General features: G+C 37.1%; 20 protein-coding genes. 11 read left to right on the top strand and 9 right to left on the bottom strand.

Going from position 1 to position 22,224, the window contains the following annotated elements:
- Positions 1–382 precede the first annotated feature (382 nt).
- Positions 383–1,399 carry an oxidoreductase gene (locus tag HCJ45_RS03145; RefSeq protein WP_187123982.1) on the bottom strand — a complete coding sequence of 339 codons (1,017 nt, stop codon included), beginning with the start codon at positions 1,397–1,399 and terminating at the stop codon, positions 383–385.
- Positions 1,400–1,634: 235 nt separating this feature from the next.
- A complete protein-coding gene (locus HCJ45_RS03140; protein WP_187123981.1) occupies positions 1,635–3,155 on the bottom strand; it encodes a flavocytochrome c in 1,521 nt (506 codons plus the stop codon).
- Positions 3,156–3,395: 240 nt separating this feature from the next.
- On the opposite strand from HCJ45_RS03140, the gene HCJ45_RS03135 reads away from it, so the two are divergent.
- Positions 3,396–4,922: an AMP-binding protein gene (locus HCJ45_RS03135; protein ID WP_187123980.1), complete on the top strand. Its 1,527-nt coding sequence runs from the start codon at positions 3,396–3,398 to the stop codon at positions 4,920–4,922.
- A 150-nt stretch (positions 4,923–5,072) separates the two neighbouring features.
- Here HCJ45_RS03135 and HCJ45_RS03130 read toward each other — a convergent pair whose 3' ends face one another.
- The 6 genes from HCJ45_RS03130 to HCJ45_RS03105 form a co-directional block, all read right to left on the bottom strand.
- Positions 5,073–6,524: a J domain-containing protein gene (locus HCJ45_RS03130; protein WP_187123979.1), complete on the bottom strand. Its 1,452-nt coding sequence runs from the start codon at positions 6,522–6,524 to the stop codon at positions 5,073–5,075.
- 229 nt (positions 6,525–6,753) lie between these two features.
- Positions 6,754–8,196 (bottom strand): glycoside hydrolase family 1 protein, encoded by a 1,443-nt coding sequence (locus HCJ45_RS03125; RefSeq protein WP_187123978.1) that lies wholly within the window; start codon positions 8,194–8,196, stop codon positions 6,754–6,756.
- Complete coding sequence (locus HCJ45_RS03120; RefSeq protein ID WP_187123977.1) at positions 8,189–10,057, bottom strand: beta-glucoside-specific PTS transporter subunit IIABC; 1,869 nt, start codon at positions 10,055–10,057, stop codon at positions 8,189–8,191. The genes HCJ45_RS03125 and HCJ45_RS03120 overlap by 8 nt, the downstream gene beginning before the upstream one ends.
- Positions 10,058–10,169: 112 nt before the next feature.
- Entirely contained in the window at positions 10,170–11,003 is an 834-nt protein-coding gene (gene licT, locus HCJ45_RS03115; RefSeq protein ID WP_185380997.1) for a BglG family transcription antiterminator LicT, read from the bottom strand.
- Between the two features lie 220 nt (positions 11,004–11,223).
- Positions 11,224–12,588, bottom strand: a complete 1,365-nt coding sequence (locus HCJ45_RS03110) for a DUF1214 domain-containing protein (RefSeq protein WP_187123976.1) — start codon at positions 12,586–12,588, stop codon at positions 11,224–11,226.
- Between the two features lie 311 nt (positions 12,589–12,899).
- The gene (locus HCJ45_RS03105) at positions 12,900–13,664 is read right to left on the bottom strand and encodes a DeoR/GlpR family DNA-binding transcription regulator (RefSeq protein ID WP_185346010.1); all 765 of its coding nucleotides are present in this window, start codon (positions 13,662–13,664) and stop codon (positions 12,900–12,902) included.
- A gap of 181 nt (positions 13,665–13,845) precedes the next feature.
- Here HCJ45_RS03105 and dhaM point away from each other — a divergent pair, with 181 nt between their 5' ends.
- The 10 genes from dhaM (at position 13,846) to tkt (ending at position 21,492) form a co-directional block, all read left to right on the top strand.
- The gene (dhaM, locus tag HCJ45_RS03100) at positions 13,846–14,223 is read left to right on the top strand and encodes a dihydroxyacetone kinase phosphoryl donor subunit DhaM (RefSeq protein ID WP_185346012.1); all 378 of its coding nucleotides are present in this window, start codon (positions 13,846–13,848) and stop codon (positions 14,221–14,223) included.
- A gap of 82 nt (positions 14,224–14,305) precedes the next feature.
- Positions 14,306–14,737 carry a Lin0368 family putative glycerol transporter subunit gene (locus HCJ45_RS03095; RefSeq protein ID WP_185346014.1) on the top strand — a complete coding sequence of 144 codons (432 nt, stop codon included), beginning with the start codon at positions 14,306–14,308 and terminating at the stop codon, positions 14,735–14,737.
- A gap of 15 nt (positions 14,738–14,752) precedes the next feature.
- On the top strand, positions 14,753–15,094 hold the full coding sequence (locus tag HCJ45_RS03090) for a Lin0368 family putative glycerol transporter subunit (protein ID WP_185346015.1): 342 nt from the start codon (positions 14,753–14,755) through the stop codon (positions 15,092–15,094).
- A 21-nt stretch (positions 15,095–15,115) separates the two neighbouring features.
- Positions 15,116–16,111 carry a dihydroxyacetone kinase subunit DhaK2 gene (gene dhaK2, locus HCJ45_RS03085; RefSeq protein ID WP_187123975.1) on the top strand — a complete coding sequence of 332 codons (996 nt, stop codon included), beginning with the start codon at positions 15,116–15,118 and terminating at the stop codon, positions 16,109–16,111.
- Positions 16,112–16,132: 21 nt separating this feature from the next.
- A complete protein-coding gene (gene dhaL / locus HCJ45_RS03080; protein WP_187123974.1) occupies positions 16,133–16,783 on the top strand; it encodes a dihydroxyacetone kinase subunit DhaL in 651 nt (216 codons plus the stop codon).
- Between the two features lie 3 nt (positions 16,784–16,786).
- Positions 16,787–17,551: a triose-phosphate isomerase gene (locus tag HCJ45_RS03075; protein ID WP_187123973.1), complete on the top strand. Its 765-nt coding sequence runs from the start codon at positions 16,787–16,789 to the stop codon at positions 17,549–17,551.
- A gap of 6 nt (positions 17,552–17,557) precedes the next feature.
- On the top strand, positions 17,558–18,004 hold the full coding sequence (gene rpiB, locus HCJ45_RS03070; RefSeq protein WP_185346023.1) for a ribose 5-phosphate isomerase B: 447 nt from the start codon (positions 17,558–17,560) through the stop codon (positions 18,002–18,004).
- Positions 18,005–18,026: 22 nt separating this feature from the next.
- Entirely contained in the window at positions 18,027–18,791 is a 765-nt protein-coding gene (locus HCJ45_RS03065; RefSeq protein ID WP_187123972.1) for an SDR family oxidoreductase, read from the top strand.
- 45 nt (positions 18,792–18,836) lie between these two features.
- Positions 18,837–19,493, top strand: coding sequence for a fructose-6-phosphate aldolase (fsa, locus tag HCJ45_RS03060; RefSeq protein ID WP_187123971.1), 657 nt, complete (start codon positions 18,837–18,839; stop codon positions 19,491–19,493).
- A gap of 1 nt (position 19,494) precedes the next feature.
- On the top strand, positions 19,495–21,492 hold the full coding sequence (tkt, locus tag HCJ45_RS03055) for a transketolase (protein WP_187123970.1): 1,998 nt from the start codon (positions 19,495–19,497) through the stop codon (positions 21,490–21,492).
- Positions 21,493–21,529: 37 nt separating this feature from the next.
- Here tkt and HCJ45_RS03050 read toward each other — a convergent pair whose 3' ends face one another.
- A complete protein-coding gene (locus HCJ45_RS03050) occupies positions 21,530–22,189 on the bottom strand; it encodes a GAP family protein (RefSeq protein ID WP_187123969.1) in 660 nt (219 codons plus the stop codon).
- Positions 22,190–22,224 lie beyond the last annotated feature (35 nt).

Here is a 22,224-nt window from a genome sequence, read left to right as displayed (position 1 = left end):
GTATTATTCGATTTTCGTTTGCTCTTTTCTCAAATATTCTATCTCTAGTTTAACCTCTTTGCTAGGGAATAATTTTTTTGAATAATAACTCCCCCACATAAAGAAAACTATTGCCATGCCTATGAATCTTAATGTTACTAACAGAAAAATAGTTAATACTATTAAAACTATTGGTGTTTTTTCACAGCCATAAGTTTCCTCCCAACTGCTTGTTTACTAAATAAGTATAGCAATAATTTTCTAAAATATAATTGAAGTGAAAAAAGTTCATTGAATTGTCACAAAATGGTCTGTTTTCACGAAATCAATATGCTAATAACACACTTTTTGCTACAGTATTACACCACAAAAATACCGCAAGATTCTCTCGCGGCATTTTTCCTTATTTACAAGCTTCGACGCCTTTTTCCAAAATTTCCATTTGTAGTAGCGTTTCTTCGTCTGTTACTTGCTTCGGTTTTCCATTTATAATGGCTTCATAGAGATCATCGTACACACGACCATAATCGCCCACTTCGGAAATGACTTTCTCCTCATGCCATACTCCCGCATCATCCACATAAGTTAATGTGCCGTAATGTTCTGGTAAATCAATTCCAAAATCTTTATGACTCGGCATATAAAATAGTTTTAGATGTTCTTCTTGGCGATCTTTTGTTTCTTTCGTGAACATTCCTTTTTTTCCATACAAAACAAAGCTTGGACGAGCTTTAATGCGGAAATAGCTTGATTTTACCGAGACTTTTGTAATTCCGTAATAAAAATCAAGGTCAAAATAGTCGTTCATTCGGCCTTCTCCGAGTAATTGGCGAACATCATAATGAATATCGTCTGGTTTTCCGAAGTAAGAAAGCACTTGGTCGATGGTATGGCAACCGTGACCATACAAGTAACTATCATAAAACTTAAATTCATGGACAGATTCAGGGATTTCAGGTCGGAAATAATCATAATGCATTTCCACTTCCAAAAGTTCTCCTAGTTTTCCGCTTTCAATCACTTTTTGAGCTGTTAAAAAGTCAGAGTCAAAGCGGCGATTTTGATAGCATTGAACAATTAGCCCTCGCTCTGTTGCCAACTCAAAAATTTCTTTTGCTTCTGCATACGTCATCATAAATGGTTTTTCGACTAGGACATTTTTGCCATTTTCTAACACCTTTTTAGCATATTCAAAATGAGAGCTTTGTGTTGTCGAAATTGTAATTAGCTGAATTTCTGGATCAGTTAAAAGTTCCTCTAAGTCGGTTGTGTAGTGCACGCCTTCGATTTTATCCCAAGTTGCCGTTTTTGGATTTCGATTGTAAATTGTTTTCACTTGGATATTTTCGCGTTCTAAAATAAATGGTAGATGGTATCTGTTGGTGCTTTTTCCATTACCAATAAAACCCATTTTCAACATAATGATTCCTCCTTTTATTTTAACAAGTGGCAAAGGCTATGACTGTTGTGTGGGAACTGCCAATGATCATTCGGATATGTACTTTTTTCGACTTTAGCCGATTCATCCTCACTTACTCATAATACTATAAATCCTTTACCGCAAACAAATTCTAGCAACTAAAAAGCCTGCGAAAACACTTATTAAAAAGTGTCTCCGCAAGCTTTTCTAATCACAAACTATTACTCGGAAAATATTATTGTTCTTTTACAAATTCAGCTGATTTATCGCCAGCTTGACGACCAAAGATAATAATTTCAGCTACTGAGTTACCACCAATACGATTTTCTCCGTGCAAGCCCCCTGTTACTTCTCCTGCAGCAAATAATCCTGTAATTGGTTTACCATCTTTATCTAAAACTTCTGTATTAGTATTAATTTTCACGCCACCCATTGTGTAATGGATTCCTGGACCGATTTTAATTGCGTAATACGGCGCTTTAGATAATTCGTTTTCCATACCTGTAGTTCTGCCAAACGCTTCGTCATTTTTATTTTTCACGCTAGTATTCCAAGTATCTAACGTTTTTGTTAATTCTTCTTTTGGTACATTGATTTTGCCCGCTAGTTCATCAATAGTTGCGCCTTCTTCAACAAAGCCCATTTCGTCATATTGAGCAATTGCTTTTACGCGATCTTTTACACCTGAATCAAATATAAGGTAAGCTGATTTTTCAGGTAGTTTATTGATGGAAGCTGTCACATTATCACGTGTATCTAATTCATTCCCAAAACGTTTTCCTTCTTGTGAAACTAAAATGGCTCCCTCACCACGTACAGCTTCACCAATCAGGTAAGATTTATCTTGTTGCACAGTTGGGTGAACTTGGATTTGGTCCATATCAACTGTTGTACCACCAAGTTTTTCAATCATTTTAATACCGTCGCCAGTACTTCCTTCTTGGTTGGTTGTTACGTATCCTTTTAAGTCTGGACGTTCTTTTTCGATTAATTCTTTATTTGCTCCGTAGCCACCTGTTGTTACAACTACTGCATTAGAGCTGATATTTTTGTCTTCTTTATTATTAAGGCGTACTTTTACTCCAGTTACTTTTCCGTCTTGTTGAGTAATTTCTTTTACATCAGCGTTAACAAATACTGGAATTTTTTCTTCTTGGACATTTTTTAATAAACCGTCGACTAGGTATTTACCTACTGCGGAACCATCTTCTGGGCGGTGTGTACGTTTTTCGCTCATTCCGCCTGTGATAGTCAGGTTATTTAATTTAATATCCATGGAATCTAACCAATCAATCGCGCTTGCGGAATTGTCAACAAAGAAACGTAGCATTTCTTTGTCATTTGTTCCGTGACCACCTGCCAATGTTTCTTCGTAAAATTTATCGTTGCTATCGTTAATTCCTTGTTCTTTTTGGAATTTAGTTTCAGATGCATTCATACCGGAAGAGGCTTTCATAGTGTTTCCGCCTGCTAGTGGCATTTTTTCAAGAATTACTGGGTTCATTCCTTTTGCTTTTGCTTCGAGTGCTGCTGACATTCCTGCCCCACCTGCACCAACAATAACAATATCATATTTATCTTTTAATTCAGATGGATCTGTGTAGCTTGTTTTGGATGCTCCTGATGTTACTTCTGTTTTTTCCTTCTCTTTTGTTTCAACCTTGTCGCTCTTACTTGTGTTATTACTTCCACAGCCAGCAATGACTAGTACAAGTGATAGCAGCATGATGAGTGTTATTGACAACCTTTTTTTCATTTTCGTACCTCCACTTTTTTGAATAATTTTTCTTCTGTCTAAAAGTTTGTGATTATCTTAACATAATTATAGCATTAACTGCGATATCTTTACAGGGCAACTGAAGGATTTGTTAAAGTAAGAAAAAGAGGAATTTACAGACTTCTTATAAAAATGCTGCATCTTTTCCATAACTACTCCTCATTATTTCAACAAAATGATATAATAACAGCATCAAATGTTAAAGGAGCTACGCCATATATGATTAATAAGTATGAACCATTAAACCTCTATACCAATTTTAAAGATGCTGCAGAGCGTTATCCAGAAATGCCAATTCATTTTGATGAAGAGCTCGTCACTTTTCCAGAATTAGGACTACATACGACTTATAAAAAGTGTGAAGCGGCAATTATTCAAAAAGCAGCACACTTGCATAAATTTGGAGTTCGTAAAGCCGATAAAGTCATTGTTTATAAATCAGCCAAATTTGATTCCTATGTTTTAGCTGTTGCGATTTCTTATCTTGGTGCAGTACCAATCATGGTTTCGCCTCACCTTCCAGCATCAACAATTGATATTTTTGTTAACAGACTGGACGAACCTTGGTTGCTTTTTGATAGTGAAACTTCTTCTAAAAGTCATCAATTAAATAATTTACCGGACAGCCGTTTGATCAATGCTGAACAAGTGTTTAAAACACCAATTGGCGATTATACATGTCCGCAAGAAGAGCTTCCAAAAGATATGATTGCTTATATGACCCACACTTCCGGAACAACAGGAATACCAAAACTGATTGCCCACTCTGCGAATTCAATGGGCTGGAGAACAAAATATCAACGCCGTATTCTTAATTTCATCAAACCAAGAGACCTTGTTGCTTTCCATATATCGCCTGTACATTCTCGCTTTAATATTGGTGTTTCTTCCTTGATGTCGCTTGGCTTCCCACTGCTTCCAATTGCCAACCCATCTAAAGAAAATATCACTAAAATATTACGTGAATATAAACCATATGTACTTGAAACACATCCAAATCACTTTGTACAATGGGCTTCCCTTGCGCGCGAAAAACCAGATGTATTTGAAAGTATTAAATTTTATCACTCTACATTTGATGCAATTAATAAAGAAACGATGGCTACTTTCTTACGCACATCGTCTTATAAAAAACCGATTTTCTTACAAATTTATGGTCAAAGTGAATGTGGACCGATGATTTTACGTGCTCATACATTAAAATCCATCGAAACGTTAAATGCACGTGATATGGGAATTGGCATGCCTGGACTTACAGAAGTTCGTATTGTCGATCAAGATGGAGTCTCTGTACCAGCTGGTGTTAGCGGGAATATTCAAATGCTTTCCAAAGGGCGCGCACTGACGTATTACAAAGAAGAGGCTCGTTTTGAAGAAAATGTTTATGGCCCTTGGTGGGATAGTGGCGATTATGGTATGAAAGATGAACTTGGTCGCCTATTCTTACAAGATCGCCAAGTGGATTTAGTGGAAACGATTGATAGCACCCTTGCAATTGAAGATAAACTACTTGATACACTAACTTTCTTGGATGAGGTCGTAATCATCCGCGGCAAAAATGGTAGCCCACAACCAATTATCGCCGTCCATGGTGACAAAGAAATGAAATGGGATCCTTGGTGGAAAGCAGTTTCTGATTTACCACATATGAACGAACCTATCGTAATGAAATATGAAGACATCCCAAGAACTGCAACAATGAAAGTACAACGTCTGCAAATGGAACGGGAATTACTGAATAAATAAAAAAAGCGTGTTGATTGGTAACCACTGGCCTATTAATGTGGGTCAGTTCTGTTTGAATCCCGAATCAACACGCTTTTATTTTAGTGCGAATATTTAAGTCACTTTGTCAATTTACAATTATTGACAAAAATTACTAATATTTATTATTCATTACCTCCCATCTAAATCTAGCTTTGGATTTTTGATTGAATTATTGATACTTTTTTGTTCTTTTTCTGTTATATTTGGTTTGTTTTCATCTACTTGCTTGATGTAAAGGTAACTTCTAATTCCAATCGCAAGTATTAATATAGCGAGTAGAATCAAAATCCATTTTCGCCATTTTTTTTCAGGTGCTTGGTTTACGTTTACAGAATTTTTTTCCTTTTGGATATTTTCATTTTCAATTACAATTCGTTTTGCTTCTGTTTTTTTGGCTGCCTCTATTTCTTTAATTTTTTTTCTATCTTTTCTTTCCGCTTCTTTTATTGTTTGAATTTTTACTTTCTTTATTTCTTTATCTTTATCAGTCCGAATTTTCGCCAATTCTCTTTGAAATGCTGGAAAAAAAAGTGAGTTTTCCACTTGTTCCCAGCAAAGTAACGCCTTATCATTATAACCAATCGCAAAATAATAAATGAAACCGCTCATACAATTTAACAAGTCAAGTTTCAAATTAATTGTGGGATTACTTTCTAAAAATACTACCCCATTTCTACTTATTTTAAAGTTTCGAAAAACTTGGCTATAAAAGTAAAGAAATTTACTAGTAGGGTTTTCTTTATCAATTTCTAATGCCAGTTCTGCATATTTCTTTATTTTATGATTTCTAATATTGTGCGGGAAATCCGTTAAAAAAACAGACTGAGCAAGGATGTTCATAAAATCAGCATCTTCTACTTGCATCGCTTCCGCTTTATCAAATGCTTTTTTAAAATCAAAAAAACTATCTGTTCTTCCTCCATTTAAATTGTAGTAGTAATCATACCTGAAATCATAATAACTATCTCGTTCTTCTTTAGGAATTTTACTATAATTTGCAAATTGAAAATCTGGAACATCGTAAATCTGTTGTATCTGCCCTATAAAATCATTCATAATCTCATCAGAACCATCCATTGCCAAATTTAAACTTAATAATTCAAATCGTTCGAATAAAAAATGGATAATTGATTTTGGTATCCCTTTATAATATGTATATAAAATTAAACAAATTACTTTTTGGTTCTCGAGAAACACATTATGATCCCAAGTGTCCATTGATTCACAGGCTTTCTCCCATTTGCTTAAATCTAATCGAATGGAATAGTCTTTTATTAGTGAATATACACTCAACATAAAATCTTTTCTTATTTGTTTTGATTTCACAATTTTTTTCTCACTATTTAAAACAAATTCTTCATCCATTATATTCGGAGGAATTACTTGTTCCACTATGTCAAAATTTCCTGTAACTTTTTCTCCCTTACAATACTTTACTGCAGCATCATAGGCTTCTTTTAGCAATTGAAATTCTGTTGGGTTTTCATCGGCACGTATTTGTTTAAGCTTGATAGCATAAGCTTTTTTAATTGCCTTCTTATCTCGCGTTGCTTCTATTTCTAAAATATCCCAAAAATCCATTAGCACTTATCTCCCAAATATTAGAATATCTATAGTATAACAAAGAATACATCTATAAAATGTGTCGAATTTTTGGACAATGCTATCTTTTTAAATTAATTCTTGTTTGATGAGCCGATAGTTTTATACATATGAAAAGAAAAGGTGGCTTGCTTATTTCGCAAATCACCTTTTCTATATAATTATATATCATTTTCTGAAACAGAATTTCACTTGTTTCTCTTCCGTATTAAACTAAATCTTCCCCACTAGTTTCAATCACTTTTTTATACCAATAAAAAGAGTCTTTCTTACGTCTTGCATAACTTCCGGTGCCATCATCATATTTTTCTACGTAAATGATACCGTAACGTTTTGCCATTTCGCCAGTTGAGGCACTTACTAAGTCAATGCAACCCCAAATTGTATAACCAATTAAATCTACGCCATCTTCTACTGCTTTTTTCATTTGGATGATGTGATCTCTAAAATAATCTACACGATAAGCATCTTGGATAGTGCCATCTTCTTCCAATTTATCATATGCACCAAGACCATTTTCTACGACCATAATTGGGACATTGTAGCGGGCATAGATGTCATTTAAAGAAATTCGCAGCCCCACTGGATCGGTTTGCATTCCCCAGGCATTTGTTTGTAAATAAGGATTTTCCGCGCCTCCGATAACACTTTTTCCGGTATCTTTGTAAGCGGGATCGTTAGAAGCACATAGCGATAAATAATAACTAAATGTATAAAAATCTACTGTCCCTTTGCGCAAAATTTCTTCATCTCCATCCGCGAATTCGATTTCGATATTATGCTCTTTAAAATATTTTTTTGCGAAAAATGGATAAGCTCCTTTTACTTGAACATCCCCACAGAAATGGCTATGCATGTTTTCTGTTTGTTTAGCAAGCAAGACATCGCTTGGTTCACAGGTCCGCGGGTATCTTGGCATATACGCGATCATACAGCCAATCATAAAATCAGGATTGATTGCGTGACCAAGTTCTACTGCTTTTGCACTGGCAACAAATTGGTGATGCAAAGCTTGAAAACGCATAGTTGGATCGTCTTTTTGATGAAGGAAATCGCCTTCTGCATTTCTAATTCCAAGTGTTAAATAATTCCCAATTTCCATTGTTGCAGTGTTGATTTCATTAAAAGTCAGCCAATATTTCACAGTATCTTTATATCGTGTAAATATCGTTTTGCAAAACTGTAAATAATAATCAATTACTTTGCGACTCGCCCAGCCGTTTAGTTCGTTTGTAATTTGTAGCGGAATATCAAAATGAGCTATTGTTACAAGCGGTTCGATATTATATTTTTTCAATTCCAAGAAAACATCTTCGTAAAATTGCAGCCCTTTTTCATTTGGCTCACTTTCCATTCCAGTTGGAAAAATTCTCGTCCAGTTAATCGACATGCGGAATGTTTTAAAACCAGCTTCTGCCATCAACTTAATATCTTCGGGGTAATGATGATAAAAATCTACTGCTTCATGACTTGGGTAAAATAAGTTTTCGTCTATTTCTGCGGTGATTTTCCGTGGCTCGGTGTGGGTTCCGCTACTAAATAAGTCTGCTGCGGCTAGCCCTTTCCCATCTAAATTATAGCCACCTTCAAATTGGTTAGCGGCTGTTGCACCACCCCATAAAAAGTCTGCTGGAAATACGGATTTACTCATTATTTGCTTCACTCCTTAATTCTAATACTTGGCTTTTTGGTGTCATAGTTCCCGATCCTACTAACTCGACAGCAGCATAATCATTAGTATTGGTAACTGCCATAATGGTTGTTAAATCATAATTTTCTTTAATTTTCTCTGCATCAAAAGTTAACAATAAATCGCCTTGTTCAACAATATCACCAGTTTTAACGTGTGCTTCAAAATATTTTCCATCTAATTTCACTGTATCAATTCCAACATGCAATAAAATTTCTGCTCCGGAATCACTTTTAATCGCAATTGCGTGTTTTGTTTTAAAGACAGAAATAATCGTTCCATTAACTGGTGAAAATAATTTGCCTTCTGTTGGAAGAAATGCTGCACTTTTACCCATCATTTCATCTGCAAAAGTTGCATCACTTACTTCTTTAATATTTTTCATTTCACCATAAACCGGTGCATTAAGCTTTTCACCCATTTGGACTGTATCCACTGTTTTTGGTGCTTCATCTAAATCAGATATTGCTACTGTTTCATCAATTCCAAAAATATATGAGAAAATGAGCGAAACAACAAATGCTAGTGCCATAGCAATTAGGGCATAAACAAAAGTATCTCCTACTAAGCCCGGAAGCCCTGGAATTCCGCCATTTCCTGTTAATACGTAAGCTTTAACTCCGAATAACATCGCGAATCCACCACCAGCTGCTCCACCAATAAGTGATGCCATGAATGGGCGTTTATAGACAATATTTATCCCATACATTGCTGGTTCCGTTACACCCATCAAAGCCGTTAAACCAGTTGAAAATGCTAATGATTTTACTTTTTTATCTTTAGAACGGAAGAATACACCAAATGTTGCTCCTGCTTGGCTCATATTCGAAATATAAGTTAGTGGTAAAAATTTATCATAACCATATTTAGCTAAATTACTTATAATGAATGGCACAATCGCATAGTGCATACCTGTCATAACGATAATCGCCATTGCTCCACCTAAAATCAGACCTGCGAATAATCCGCCATTATTTAATAGCCAGTTAATCCCACCAGAAATACCATCACCAACAAACGTGCCAAGTGGTCCAATAACAATTAATGTTACAGGAACAACGATAAACATTGTAATTAATGGGACAAACAGTAATTTTAGGGAAGAGGGAATAATTTTATCAACATTACGCTCTACTACGGCCATAAACCACATCGCAATTAGAATTGGGATAACAGAATATGCATAAGAGACCGAAGTAACTGGTAACCCTAGAAAATGAGTTGTCACACCTTTTGCAAGAAGTGCAGTCAAATCAGGATAAAGTAGCGCGGCCGAAACTGCTAAACCAACATACATATTCGCGCCAAATTTACGTGCTGCACTAACAGCTACAAGAATTGGTAGGAAGTAAAATACGCCATCACCAATCGCCATTAAAATTCGGTAGGTTTCGGTATTCGCAGCTAACCAACCAAATGATACGAACAATGCCATAAACCCTTTAAGTAAACCAGCTCCAGCAATTGCCGGTAAAATTGGTGCAAATACGCCTGAAATAGCATCAAACATATTTGAAAAGAAACCTTTTACACCTTTTGATTTTGGTTTTGTAGCATTATCTGCTTTATTTTTCCAAGCTGGATTTAATTCTGTCATTGCGTCAAATACTTTTGGTACATCATTGCCGATAATAATTTGGAATTGCGTTCCGGAAACGTTTGTCCCCATTACTTTATCTAAGCTTTTTAATTTAGCAATATCAACTTTTGATTGATCTTTCAGTTGAAAACGAAGCCGTGTAATACAATGAAAGACTTCATTTACGTTGTTTTTTCCACCGACTGCTTGGATAATCTCTTTTGCTAATTGACTGTAGTCCATGTTAATCCTCCTAAATATGTTTTAAAAAAAGAAAAACCTGAACAGAAACGCACCAAAATAAGGAGCAGTCTGTTCAGGTATTGCCTGATATAAAAAATCAGTAACAAGCCTATTATTTTCTATTTAATACTCGGTCCAAATGAATTCCGAGATATAGTTGTTCTGAATGACTCATTTTAAATGAATAATTCTTTTCCAGAAATACAGCAATTTTATCAATACATGCGAATATATCTGGCAAATTTTTATACATTACTTGATATAAATAGTCTTCCGTCTCATCCATTGCCTCACCAGTAATCACTCGCTGGCAGAAAAATTTCAGATGCGTCATAAACCGGAAGTAACTAGTGCTATCTTCATCAAATTCAATGACAAAATGATATTTAATAATATTCATGATTTCTTGAAGCAACTGCATAATGTGGGTTACGTCATTCATGCTGTTATTAATTTCCGCATTAACAAAGTGGAGCGCAATATTAGAAATTTCCTCGTCAGGTAAATCTAATCCTAAGCGTTTCTCGACTATCTTTGCTGCTTCTTTTGCCACAGCATATTCCTCTGGGTAGTAGCGCTTCACTTCCCAAGATAAAGGATTTTGAATGACTAAATTCTGTTCCATACGTTGTGTAGTAAAATAAAGATGATCAGAAAGAGAAATATAAATGACGTCACTTATTGTTTTCGAGATATTTTGTTTCGCTAATTGGACAACATCATCCGTGATTTCAATAATAGCAAGCGGAATTTCGTCAATAATCATTTTGAATTTATTGCTTACGGCCTCATCCTGCAATTGAAATATTTTTTCAACGAGCGATTCATTAATTTCATCACCAACTTTAGACTTAAATCCAAGACCTTTGCCTAAAATCAATAATTCATGCGCATCCTCGCCCCTCGCACTGACAATATTATTATTAAATATCCTCTCAATTTTCAAATTTATCACCACCATCATTTTGGACTTGAACAAAAAAGGGCAATACCCAAAAGCAGAGCGCACTCTTACTTATTAGGTATTGCCCGCATTACCGGTAACAAGCCACAAACACATACTATCATCAATTGAAATCGCTGTCAATAGATGGTTTTTATTTTATTTTTTGCTTTTATAGTTTCTTCCTTCACTCATTACTCATCAAACTTTCTCTTTTTAACCTTTACCTTTTTTCGGTCACTTTTTCAAAATCTGCTAATTCCCAACTATTGTCGAAAGCTGGTTTTTCTGGTCCATATATTCGGAAATACACAAACCAATCATGTCCCGGAACAGTTTGAATCCAAGGGAGCGCGCTATCTGTTGGTTCTTCTGGTCCAAAAAACAATGTAATATTTCCATCTGCGTCTGCTTCAAAATCTCTTTTTAAAGAACTAATAACAGGGATTTTCCCATTTGAAACAATTTCTGAACGTGTATCAAGATCATAACCAGTTATTGACCAGTAAAGACCAGCCGGAACAGGAGTTGGCACTTTTAAAGTATAACTTTTCGCTCCATCTAAGAAATCACCATCTTTATCGCGAATTCCTAACCAATAAATTGAGCCGCTTCCTTCACGACGGATAAACATTTTTGGCGTTTCCAGTGTCGCTTGATAGAACCAACGCTCACGTACGGATAATGACAAATAATTATCTAAATAATAACCATTATCTCCGCCATAAACTACCCATTCCCAACGCTTATTTTCCCATACAAGTCTTTCCGGTACATCACTCGCAAAAGCGTTAATAGTCATCTGCTCATCTGCCAATTCAGCTGCTTCGGTTAAAATTTTCACCATATCAGCAGTCAGAGAAAATGGTTTTCCTTTTTCAATTCCAATTTCTGCAAGTAAACCGTACATTTGGTAATATTCTTTGTCTATTTCATCTATATCTATAGCTTTTTTTAATTCTTCCCAGAAAGCAAATTTACCATCTACAAAATACGGTGTCGCTTCTGCTTTTTTATGAGAATAGTCCGTAAAAATATTTTCTGCTGGATTAGCTTTATCTTTCAGTGGATAGACTTTTATTTGTTTTAATAATTCAAAGGCTTTTTCCGTACCCGCTCCTTGCACTACTGCACGTAAGCAAATTAAAAAACGATTGCTGGCGGGAGTTCGAACGATATAACCTGCTGGAATTTCTCCGTCAAATCCGGGTGGTAAAAATAAATATTTAGCCCCTTTCCCTTGGTCCTCGCCTGCTAAGCCTATGTCGGTCACATATTTAAAATTAATATCATCAATGACTCCCATAATAGGTCCTGGAGCTAATTCTAGTACTAGTGGTCCTTCAGTAACATCGCCGTACCCTAACCCATATGGTGTATCTGAATTTTGCGTAAGTGCGTTAATATCAGGTGTTGTTAACTGGATAAGAAACCCTTTATTTGCTTTTGCTCCTAAAGATTCAAGTGCTTCAAAATTCGATACCATTGAAACTGTGGGATAAAAAAACTTGTATGCTTCCATCGCTTTGCTTCGTTTTGCATCATTTCTAATTTCAACAATTCGTTCTGCAGTTGGTAATTTTTTCATAAAAACACTTCCTTTCCAGACTATATACAAACTATAACACTATATTCCTATACTGTCGCAAACTGAAGCTTCATTTAATTAACACCTATTTATTCCATCAAAAAAAACCAAGCATAGCAAACATTTGCACATTCTTGGTTTTTTCTTGCAACTTATTTAGTCATTTGTTTCTACCCTGATAAAGCATTCCAACTATGGCAGGTGCAGATTTATAACACACACATTATTTGTATAAATTATCAGCTAGAGCGTCCATACAATAAAAATAATCCCGTCGCATACTGGTCAACTTATTGCCTCTTATTAAATCTTCACTCTGCAATTTTCACGGGCAATCCGCCATCTTGAAATTGTTTGTATAATGTACGATTTATTTTGTTATCTGTAATCAATAAATTAATATTTTCCGCCGCCGTGATACTCGCAGTGGAAATAACCCCCATTTTGGTGTGATCCAACAATGCCACGAGTTTATTAGTTCGCTTAGCTAAAAGTCGCTTTAATTCCGTTTCATAAATGTTGAAATCTGTTAAACCTTCTTCCATCGTAAAGCCTTTTGCTGACATAAAACATATATCCGCATGAATATTTTCAATTAAATTAGAACCAAGAATACCTTCAAGTGTAAAAGAATTTGTAGTAACAATACCACCAGTTAAAATAACGCTAATATTTGGATTATCTTTTAACTCAATTGCTGTATAAAGTCCGCTTGTAATTACAGTGAGTCTGGTGAAACCGTGTAATTCTTTCGCAAGCGCAAGTGCAGTCGAACTAGCATCCAGAATAATTGTTTGGTTGTTTTTTACTAAAGTCACCGCTTCCTTCGCAATTGCTTCTTTTTCTTCTATATTACGAATAATTCGATCGTTAAAATTAGTAAATTTTTCTTCGCTTTTTAAAAGTACCGCACCCCCGTGCACTTTTTTTATCATCCCGCTTTCTTCTAATGCAGATAAATCATTTCGGATGGTGCTAATAGAGACATCCAAGATACGACTTAATTCTGGTACAGTAATTTTGTTATTTTGGTCTAGTAGATGAATTATTTTATTTTGTCTTTCAAATGGAAACATCTGCTCGCCCTCCTTTGACTATAAATGATTTCTTTATGTATATACATATTACCTAAAAAAATAACAAAACACAAATTTATTCTCAAAAACACAACAAATAATAATACTTTACAACAAAACGCAATTATGTTAGGATTTAAACAACAAACAAACACAACTAAAAACAGAAAGGAGCAACGCGATGATAAGTATTATTTTAGTATCCCATAGCCAGAAAATCACAGAAGGACTACAAGAAATGATTGTTGAAATGGTTGGCGATACGGTACATGTTATATCTTCAGGGGGAACTGGTGATGGCCGTCTTGGTACAAACGCACTTATGATAGCAGATAATATTTCTGCTTGCACTCATTCAGAACATATTTATATTTTTTGCGATATTGGAAGCGCTATCTTAAGTGCCGAAACATCACTAGAATTATTAGACCCCGACCTTCTCGAAAAAACTACTATTATTGATGCCCCACTAGTTGAAGGCGCTTTTACTGCCGCTGTTCAATCTCTCGTTAATCCATCCAAAGAAGCTATTTTACAGGAACTTACAAATACACATTAAACGTAATAAAACGCAACTTAATAATTGGTAATATTGTAAATTTAATTTTACATGACAATACTATGTTTGAAAGGAGTTTATTATGAAATTCTTTAGAGGAACAATTGGTTATTGTATTGCAGGCATGCTTGTTATGAGTGTTTGGACTCCCCTTGCCACTGACTATGGTATTTTCGGAGGTTATCTAGCAGCTTTTATCATTATTGGTCCAATGTGGTTTATGAATCACTATGTTGGTTTAATTGAAAACGATGAAGATGCTGCGTTTGTCGACATGGCTGTTGGAATTGGGATTTGCGGAATTATGCGTGACGTCTTTATTCAAGGTGGCAGCGAGCTTGTTACTTCGCTACCAACAATTGGTCTTGTAGCAATTGGCGCAGTACTTGCGGGAATTGTTTCAGCAATTATTGAAAAAGATATGGCAAAGAAAAAGGAAGCAAAACAAGAAAAAACAGAACCTGGCACAAATATTCAAGAAGAAGAACGCTTAAACAAAAATCAATTAGTCTAAAAAGGAGTGTAAATAATGAGCATAAGTATTGCATTAGCAACGATTGCAGGTGGATTTTTATTCCCTTTTGCTATTCGAATGATGTGGGGGAAAATGGTTGATGAATGGGGCGCTATCGGAGGTTGGATGGCAGCAGCATTTATCGTTGGAACAGTTTGGACTATTAATCACGGTATCCCAAAATCAATGATCTATCAATCTGGTACAGTTTGGGTAGATATGGCAGTTGCAGCCGGAATTGGTGTATTCACTGCCTCCCTTTTAACAGGCGGAAAATTTTCTAAATCAGTGGTAAATCTGGCGGCAGCACTTGTTGGTGGAACTATTGGCGGATTTTTATTATCCTTATTCTTATAAAAATTTTGAGGAGGAACAAAAATGAGACGTTTAGTGAACGATGGCTATGAAGCAGTAGAAGAAATGTTGGCTGGATATGTGGCGGCACAAGGAAAATATGTTGATTTTGCCGAAAATGACAAACGCGTTATTGTTAGCAAACAAATAAGCGAAGAACCACGGGTACGTATCATTGTTGGTGGCGGCTCTGGACACGAACCACTTTTCTTAGGTTATGTTGGGAAAGATTTTGCAGATGCTGCTGTTGTAGGTAATATCAATACTTCTCCCTCCCCCGAACCTTGCTACAATGCAGTAAAAGCTGTTGATAGCGGCAAAGGCTGTCTCTATATGTACGGAAATTATGCTGGCGATGTGATGAACTTCGATATGGGCGCAGAAATGGCGGCAGACGACGGAATACGCGTAGAAACTGTCCTTGTAACTGACGATATTTATTCCGCAGAAAAAGTGGAAGATCGGCGCGGTGTAGCTGGTGACTTAATCGTCTTTAAAGCAGCGGCATCAGCAGCAGCAAAAGGACTTGACCTAGACGCTGTAAAACAAGCAGCCGAAAAAGCAAATGCAAATACTTATTCGATGGGAGTCGCATTATCCTCTTCTACACTTCCTGTAACCGGTAAAGCAATTTTTGAAATGCATGAAGGTGAAATGGAAGTTGGTATGGGAATTCATGGGGAGCCTGGAATAAAACGGTCTTCCGTTGAACCAGCAGATAAAGTAGTTGACCAGATTATGGGATTTTTATTAGAAGAGATGAAACTTAAAGCTGGTGAAGAAGTACATGTCTTAATTAATGGACTCGGCGGTTTACCAGTAATGGACCAATATATTTGTTATCGCCGTGTCGATGAAATTTTGAAAGAAAAAGGAGTTCAAATTCATCATCCACTTGTCGGGAACTATGCAACTTCGATGGATATGATTGGGATGTCGATTACTCTTGTTCGTTTAGATGATGAACTAAAAGAATTACTAGACACCCCTTGCGACACACCATACTTCAAATTGGACTAAATTACTACTGGAGGAATAAAAATGAGCGAATTAGTTATGGATAGTGCTTTTTTCGGCCAAGTTTTACAAGATATGGGAGCGCTAATTGAAAAAGAACGTGATTATTTAACCGAGCTAGATTCAGACATTGGCGATGGTGACCATGGTATCAATTTAAGCATCGGTTTCCGTGAAGTAAATAAACAATTAGACGAATTGCTAGCAGTATCCCCTGATGTTGCAACTTTACTCAAAAAATCCGGAATGATTTTATTAGGTAAAGTTGGCGGTGCATCTGGTCCGCTCTACGGTAGCTTTTTTATGAAATGTGGTGCGGATGTAGCAGGAAAAACGGAACTTAGCTTTGATGATCTTTGCGGCATGATTATTAACGGAGCGGCGGCAGTTCAACATCGCGGAAAAGCAGAACTTGGTGATAAAACTATGATGGATGCTTTTTTGCCAGGGGTAGAAGTTCTAAAAAACCGGGCTGTAGATGCAGATCCTGTAGTTACTTTTACCGCGTTTGTTGATGCTATGCACGCTGGCGCTCAGTCCACTATTCCACTTATCGCTAAAAAAGGACGCGCTTTAAGACTTGGTGAACGAGCGATTGGTCACCTTGATCCTGGCTCGGAGTCGTCTTGGATGCTAATGAATGTTATTTTAGAAAATTTAAAAAAGGCGGTCTAACTTATGCGTAAACCTTTAGTTGGTATTAATATGAAAAATTATATTAACACGCGAAAAGAAACAGCTGAATGGTTAGAATCAACTATCCCCCTACTTGAAAATTTTTCTAATGTGGATACGTTCATTTTTCCTTCGATGGGCACATTAGAAACAACTGCCACTATTTTAGCAAATCGCTCATTTGGTTTTGGTCCACAAAATATGGCGCCGGAGAGATCCGGCCCCCTTACTGGGGAGTTTTCAGTAGAATCGATAATTGATTTAAAAGCAAATTATGTAGAGCTTGGTCATGCCGAACGAAAAAATATTTTCCATGAAGAGGAAAACCAAATCGCAAAGAAAATCAAGCTAGCACTAGACGCAAAAGTTACTCCTGTCGTTTGTATTGGGGAGCAAATTCAAGCAACAAACAGGCTTGATTTAAAAGCAGCACTCCAACCACAAATCAAAGCTTTATTTAGAGAAATTGCTTTATCTGAGTGGCAAAATATTGTTTTAGCATACGAACCAGAATGGGCAATCGGCAAAGCTGCTTCTGCGGATATAACTTATATCGAAAATGCGCACCAAACTTTACGAGACATCATTCGTGAAAATGGTGGCAACGACTCACTTGTAAGAATTATTTATGGCGGCTCTGTTAGCAAAGAAAATGCCGCAGAAATTGTTCGTCAAAAAAACGTAGATGGCTTATTTGTTGGAAGATTTGGTCATAAACCTCAAAACTTCGCAGATATTGTTGCTATCGTTAGCCAAATGAAAGGATGATTTAGCATGAAAATCGCAATCGGTTGTGATGAAATGGGATTTGAACTAAAACAAGTTCTCATCGCACGTTTACAGGAGAAAAATATTGAATGCACGGATTTCGGTAGCTTTGAAAATGAAAAAGTACTTTACCCTAGCATCGCCGAAAAAGTAGCATTAGAAGTTAAAAATAATGGGTATGATCGTGGAATCCTGATTTGTGGCACGGGAATTGGAATGGCGATTACTGCTAACAAAATCCACGGAATAAGAGCTGCACAAATTCATGACTCCTACTCAGCAGAGCGGGCGAGAAAGAGTAATGACGCACATATTATGACTATGGGGGCACTCGTCATCGGACCATCTCTTGCCGTCTCGCTTTTAGACACATGGCTTGATAGTGACTTTTCAGGTGGTCGTTCACAAGCAAAAGTAGATTTAATGGAAGAAATCGACCAGAAAAATAGATAATAATTTATTGGAGGTAATGAAAATGACTTTTAAGGGTTTTGATAAAGATTTTAATATTACAGATAAAGTAGCAGTTGTAACAGGTGCAGCAAGCGGGATTGGGAAAGCAATGGCAGAACTTTTTTCCGAAAAAGGCGCTTATGTTGTTTTGCTTGATATTAAGGAAGATGTAAAAGATGTCGCAGCAAAAATCAATCCATCAAGAACGCTCGCACTTCAAGTCGATATCACTAAAAAAGAAAATATCGAAAATGCCGTCGCTGAAATAAAAAAAGTCTACCCAAAAATTGATATATTAGCAAACTCAGCAGGTGTCGCACTTCTTGAAAAAGCAGAAGATTTACCAGAAGAATATTGGGATAAAACCATGGAGCTTAACTTAAAAGGATCCTTCCTCATGGCGCAAATTATCGGTCGTGAAATGATAGCAACTGGTGGCGGAAAAATCGTTAATATGGCATCTCAAGCATCTGTCATCGCCCTTGATAAACATGTTGCATACTGCGCTAGCAAAGCAGCTATTGTTTCTATGACACAAGTACTAGCAATGGAATGGGCTCCTTACAATATTAACGTCAATGCCATTTCACCAACTGTTATTTTAACAGAACTCGGCAAAAAAGCATGGGCCGGTCAAGTCGGTGAAGATATGAAAAAATTAATTCCCGCTGGTAGATTTGGTTATCCAGAAGAAGTGGCGGCCTGCGCACTATTTTTAGTCAGTGATGCAGCAAGCCTAATTACTGGCGAAAACCTAATAATCGACGGCGGATACACGATTAAATAATCAATTCAGCATTAAATTCCAGCTGAGAGAATGGAGCGAGTAGTAATGAAATTTTTCTTAGATACGGCAAGCGTAGCCGAAATCAAACGAATTAGCGAACTAGGTTTAGTGGATGGGGTCACTACAAACCCAACCATTATTGCCAAAGAAGGACGTCCATTTGAAGAAGTAATCAAAGAAATCTGTTCTATCGTAGAAGGTCCTGTTAGCGCAGAAGTCATCGGTTTAGAAGCAGAAAAAATGATTGAAGAAGCACGAATCCTAGCAAAATGGGCACCAAATGTAGTTGTAAAAATACCTATGACAGAAGCAGGTTTAAAAGCAGTCCATACACTTGCAGCAGAAGGAATAAAAACAAATGTTACGCTTATTTTCACCGTTTCCCAAGGGCTGATGGCAGCAAAAGCCGGAGCAACATATATTAGCCCCTTCTTAGGCAGACTAGACGATATTGGTACAGACGGCATTCTCTTAATCAAAAATCTCAAAACCGTTCTAGATAACTACGGACTTAAAGCAGAAATCATCTCCGCTAGTATTCGTCATATCGGTCATCTCGAAGAAGCCGCTGAAGCTGGAGCGCATATCGCAACAATTCCTGGCAGCCTATTTCCAAAACTTTGGTCCCATCCCTTGACTGACAAAGGCATCGAAGGATTTTTAAAAGATTGGGAAGCGTTCAGTCAGAAAGAAGGCAATTAATATGAGTAGAATTGATGAACAAATGGTAAATTCCATTCGCGTTTTATCAATGGATATGATTGAAAAAGCAAACTCCGGACATCCCGGCTTACCAATGGGAGCCGCACCAATGGCATTCGCTCTTTGGAAAAACCATCTCAAGTTCAATCCAGAACATCCAACTTGGTTTAACCGTGATCGTTTCGTACTTTCGGCAGGACACGGCTCAGCAATGCTTTATAGTTTGCTCCATCTATTTGGTTACGATTTACCAATATCCGAACTAAAAAAATTCCGTCAAACTAGTAGTAAAACCCCTGGACATCCTGAATTCGGTCACACAGTTGGAGTAGATGCAACGACTGGTCCACTCGGTCAAGGATTCGCAATGGGAGTTGGAATGGCAATGGCCGAAGCGCATCTTGGAGCCAAATTCAATCAACCAGAATTCCCTGTCATCGACCATCATACGTATGTCCTTTGTGGCGACGGCTGTTTAATGGAGGGTATTTCTTATGAAGCAGCTTCTCTTGCCGGTCATTTAAAACTAGGAAAACTGGTCGTCTTATATGATTCCAATGATATTTCACTTGATGGGGATTTAAACGAATCTTTTTCCGAGGATATAGAATTGCGATTCCGTTCTGCAGGTTGGCAAACGCTACGTGTTGATGATGGGAATGACTTGGAAGCTCTCGATGCCGCTATCCACCTAGCTAAAACGGAAAAATCTCGCCCCACTTTAATTGAAGTAAAAACCGTCATCGGCTATGGTAGTCCCGGAAAAGCTGGTAAATCAGCTGCACACGGATCCCCACTTGGCGAAAAAGAGCTTAAACTAGCAAAAGCAGCCTATGACTGGCAAATGCCTCCTTTTGAGCTACCAAAAACGGTAGAAAACCAAAAAGAATTTTATCATTCTAAAGGTCGTGCAAGTGAAAGTAACTGGCTTCGAACGTTTAATGCCTACAAACAAAAATATCCAGAACTTGCCGAAAGCCTGCAACAACTAATGGATGGTAATTTGACAAATGATTGGGACTTGGAGTTGCCAGTTTTTCACGAAAAAGACAACCCGGCTATTGCAACACGGGAAGTTTCTGGTATCGTCTTGCAGGAACTTGAGAAAAAACTACCCAACTTATTCGGTGGGGCAGCTGATTTAGCCTCTTCCAATAAAACGAATTTAAAAGCAAGTGATAGGTTTGCTCCTGAGAACTATGCTGGTAAAAACATCTCATTTGGCGTCCGCGAATTTGCCATGGGAGCTGCTGTCAATGGTATGACCCTTCACGGTGGCGTTCAAGCATTTGGTGCTACTTTCTTCGTTTTCTCTGATTATCTTCGTTCCGCCATTCGTTCGGCAGCGCTAATGGGTATTCCGTCTACATTCATTATGACGCATGACTCGATTGCTGTTGGAGAAGACGGCCCTACACACGAACCAATCGAGCATTTAGCTTCCTTCCGTGCAATGCCTGGTCTAACTGTCATTCGGCCGGCAGATGGTAACGAAACTGTCGAAGCCTATCGTTATACTTTTAACCAGAAAACACAACCAACCATGCTCGTGTTAAGCCGGCAAAACTTACCAATCCTTCCAGGTAGCGCAGAAAAAGCTAAAACCGGTCTAGCAAAAGGTGCCTATATTTTGGCTGACTCTCCGCTTGACCAATTAGATATTCTCTTGCTAGCTTCTGGATCAGAAGTCCATTTAATGACAGCCGTTAGAGAAAAATTAGCAAAACAAGGCTACGGCGCACGTGTAGTCAGTATGCCCAGCTTCGACCTATTTGAAAAACAAAGCTCAGAGTATAAAGAATCCATTTTACCCAAAGCAGTTAAAACACGTTTTGCTGCTGAAATGGGCGCTTCTTATGGGTGGCACAAATACCTTGGCGATTCAGGGAAAATGTTAGCAATTGACTCGTTTGGAATGTCTGGATCTGGTGATGAATTAGCAGCACACTTTGGATTCACCATAGATAACTTAACCAAACTTGCATTACAACAATTATAGAAAAAAGGCTTGAGACTTGTTATCTCAGGCCTTTTTATTAAAGTGCTTTACTGATTACGCTAAGTCCAATAAATAAAAACAATAATGCCATAATAAGCGAATTGTTTTGAATCAGCCATTTGCGCGTGCTATCTAATACATTATCAAGTCTATCCCCTGCTATTAAAAAGGCAATAGTTGGGATATAGATAGAACAACAAGCAATAATACCAAATAAAATTATTGCCATCGTTTCTTGTCCTCCAACCAAATTAAGTGTCCCAACGCTAACTCCCGCAGTAAGTGAAAGCAACATATTTTTAGGATTTACCGCTGATAGTAAGAAAGCAAAAATCATTGCTCCACCCGGCTTAATATTACTCATTTTAGCAAACCATTTCGGCGTATCCGCTTTCTCCCCTTTTTTAGGTCGTTTTGTGAAATCATGCGCTCCTAGTAAAATCAACAGAACGCCCAATACAATAAGAACTATTTTTACTAACATGGACTGATCCCCTGACGTATTTACAGCTGAACCCATTACAAATAATCCGATAAAGAAAATAACAATATTACCGATAATCCAACCTAACGTATAAAAAATACTATTAATGCGAGCCTTGTTACTAAGTAAAATCAAAATAAGTCCGACAATTGGAAATGGGCTAATTAAAATCCCCACGGCAGGTGATAAAATTGCTGATACTGCTGAATCCATCATGTTCCTCCTTTTTTAGTTAGTTATTTCTATCT

Source organism: Listeria immobilis (assembly GCF_014322845.1).
GTDB lineage: Bacteria > Bacillota > Bacilli > Lactobacillales > Listeriaceae > Listeria > Listeria immobilis.
This window is presented reverse-complemented; position numbering and strand designations above follow the sequence as displayed.

Bases quoted from the DNA above. Each gene is read 5' to 3' on its own strand.
- HCJ45_RS03145 (WP_187123982.1), bottom strand. From the start codon at position 1,399: ATGTTGAAAATGGGTTTTATTGGTAATGGAAAAAGCACCAACAGATAC.
- HCJ45_RS03140 (WP_187123981.1), bottom strand. From the start codon at position 3,155: ATGAAAAAAAGGTTGTCAATAACACTCATCATGCTGCTATCACTTGTA.
- HCJ45_RS03135 (WP_187123980.1), top strand. From the start codon at position 3,396: ATGATTAATAAGTATGAACCATTAAACCTCTATACCAATTTTAAAGAT.
- HCJ45_RS03130 (WP_187123979.1), bottom strand. From the start codon at position 6,524: ATGGATTTTTGGGATATTTTAGAAATAGAAGCAACGCGAGATAAGAAG.
- HCJ45_RS03125 (WP_187123978.1), bottom strand. From the start codon at position 8,196: ATGAGTAAATCCGTATTTCCAGCAGACTTTTTATGGGGTGGTGCAACA.
- HCJ45_RS03120 (WP_187123977.1), bottom strand. From the start codon at position 10,057: ATGGACTACAGTCAATTAGCAAAAGAGATTATCCAAGCAGTCGGTGGA.
- HCJ45_RS03110 (WP_187123976.1), bottom strand. From the start codon at position 12,588: ATGAAAAAATTACCAACTGCAGAACGAATTGTTGAAATTAGAAATGAT.
- HCJ45_RS03105 (WP_185346010.1), bottom strand. From the start codon at position 13,664: ATGTTTCCATTTGAAAGACAAAATAAAATAATTCATCTACTAGACCAA.
- dhaM (WP_185346012.1), top strand. From the start codon at position 13,846: ATGATAAGTATTATTTTAGTATCCCATAGCCAGAAAATCACAGAAGGA.
- HCJ45_RS03095 (WP_185346014.1), top strand. From the start codon at position 14,306: ATGAAATTCTTTAGAGGAACAATTGGTTATTGTATTGCAGGCATGCTT.
- HCJ45_RS03090 (WP_185346015.1), top strand. From the start codon at position 14,753: ATGAGCATAAGTATTGCATTAGCAACGATTGCAGGTGGATTTTTATTC.
- dhaK2 (WP_187123975.1), top strand. From the start codon at position 15,116: ATGAGACGTTTAGTGAACGATGGCTATGAAGCAGTAGAAGAAATGTTG.
- dhaL (WP_187123974.1), top strand. From the start codon at position 16,133: ATGAGCGAATTAGTTATGGATAGTGCTTTTTTCGGCCAAGTTTTACAA.
- HCJ45_RS03075 (WP_187123973.1), top strand. From the start codon at position 16,787: ATGCGTAAACCTTTAGTTGGTATTAATATGAAAAATTATATTAACACG.
- rpiB (WP_185346023.1), top strand. From the start codon at position 17,558: ATGAAAATCGCAATCGGTTGTGATGAAATGGGATTTGAACTAAAACAA.
- HCJ45_RS03065 (WP_187123972.1), top strand. From the start codon at position 18,027: ATGACTTTTAAGGGTTTTGATAAAGATTTTAATATTACAGATAAAGTA.
- fsa (WP_187123971.1), top strand. From the start codon at position 18,837: ATGAAATTTTTCTTAGATACGGCAAGCGTAGCCGAAATCAAACGAATT.
- tkt (WP_187123970.1), top strand. From the start codon at position 19,495: ATGAGTAGAATTGATGAACAAATGGTAAATTCCATTCGCGTTTTATCA.
- HCJ45_RS03050 (WP_187123969.1), bottom strand. From the start codon at position 22,189: ATGGATTCAGCAGTATCAGCAATTTTATCACCTGCCGTGGGGATTTTA.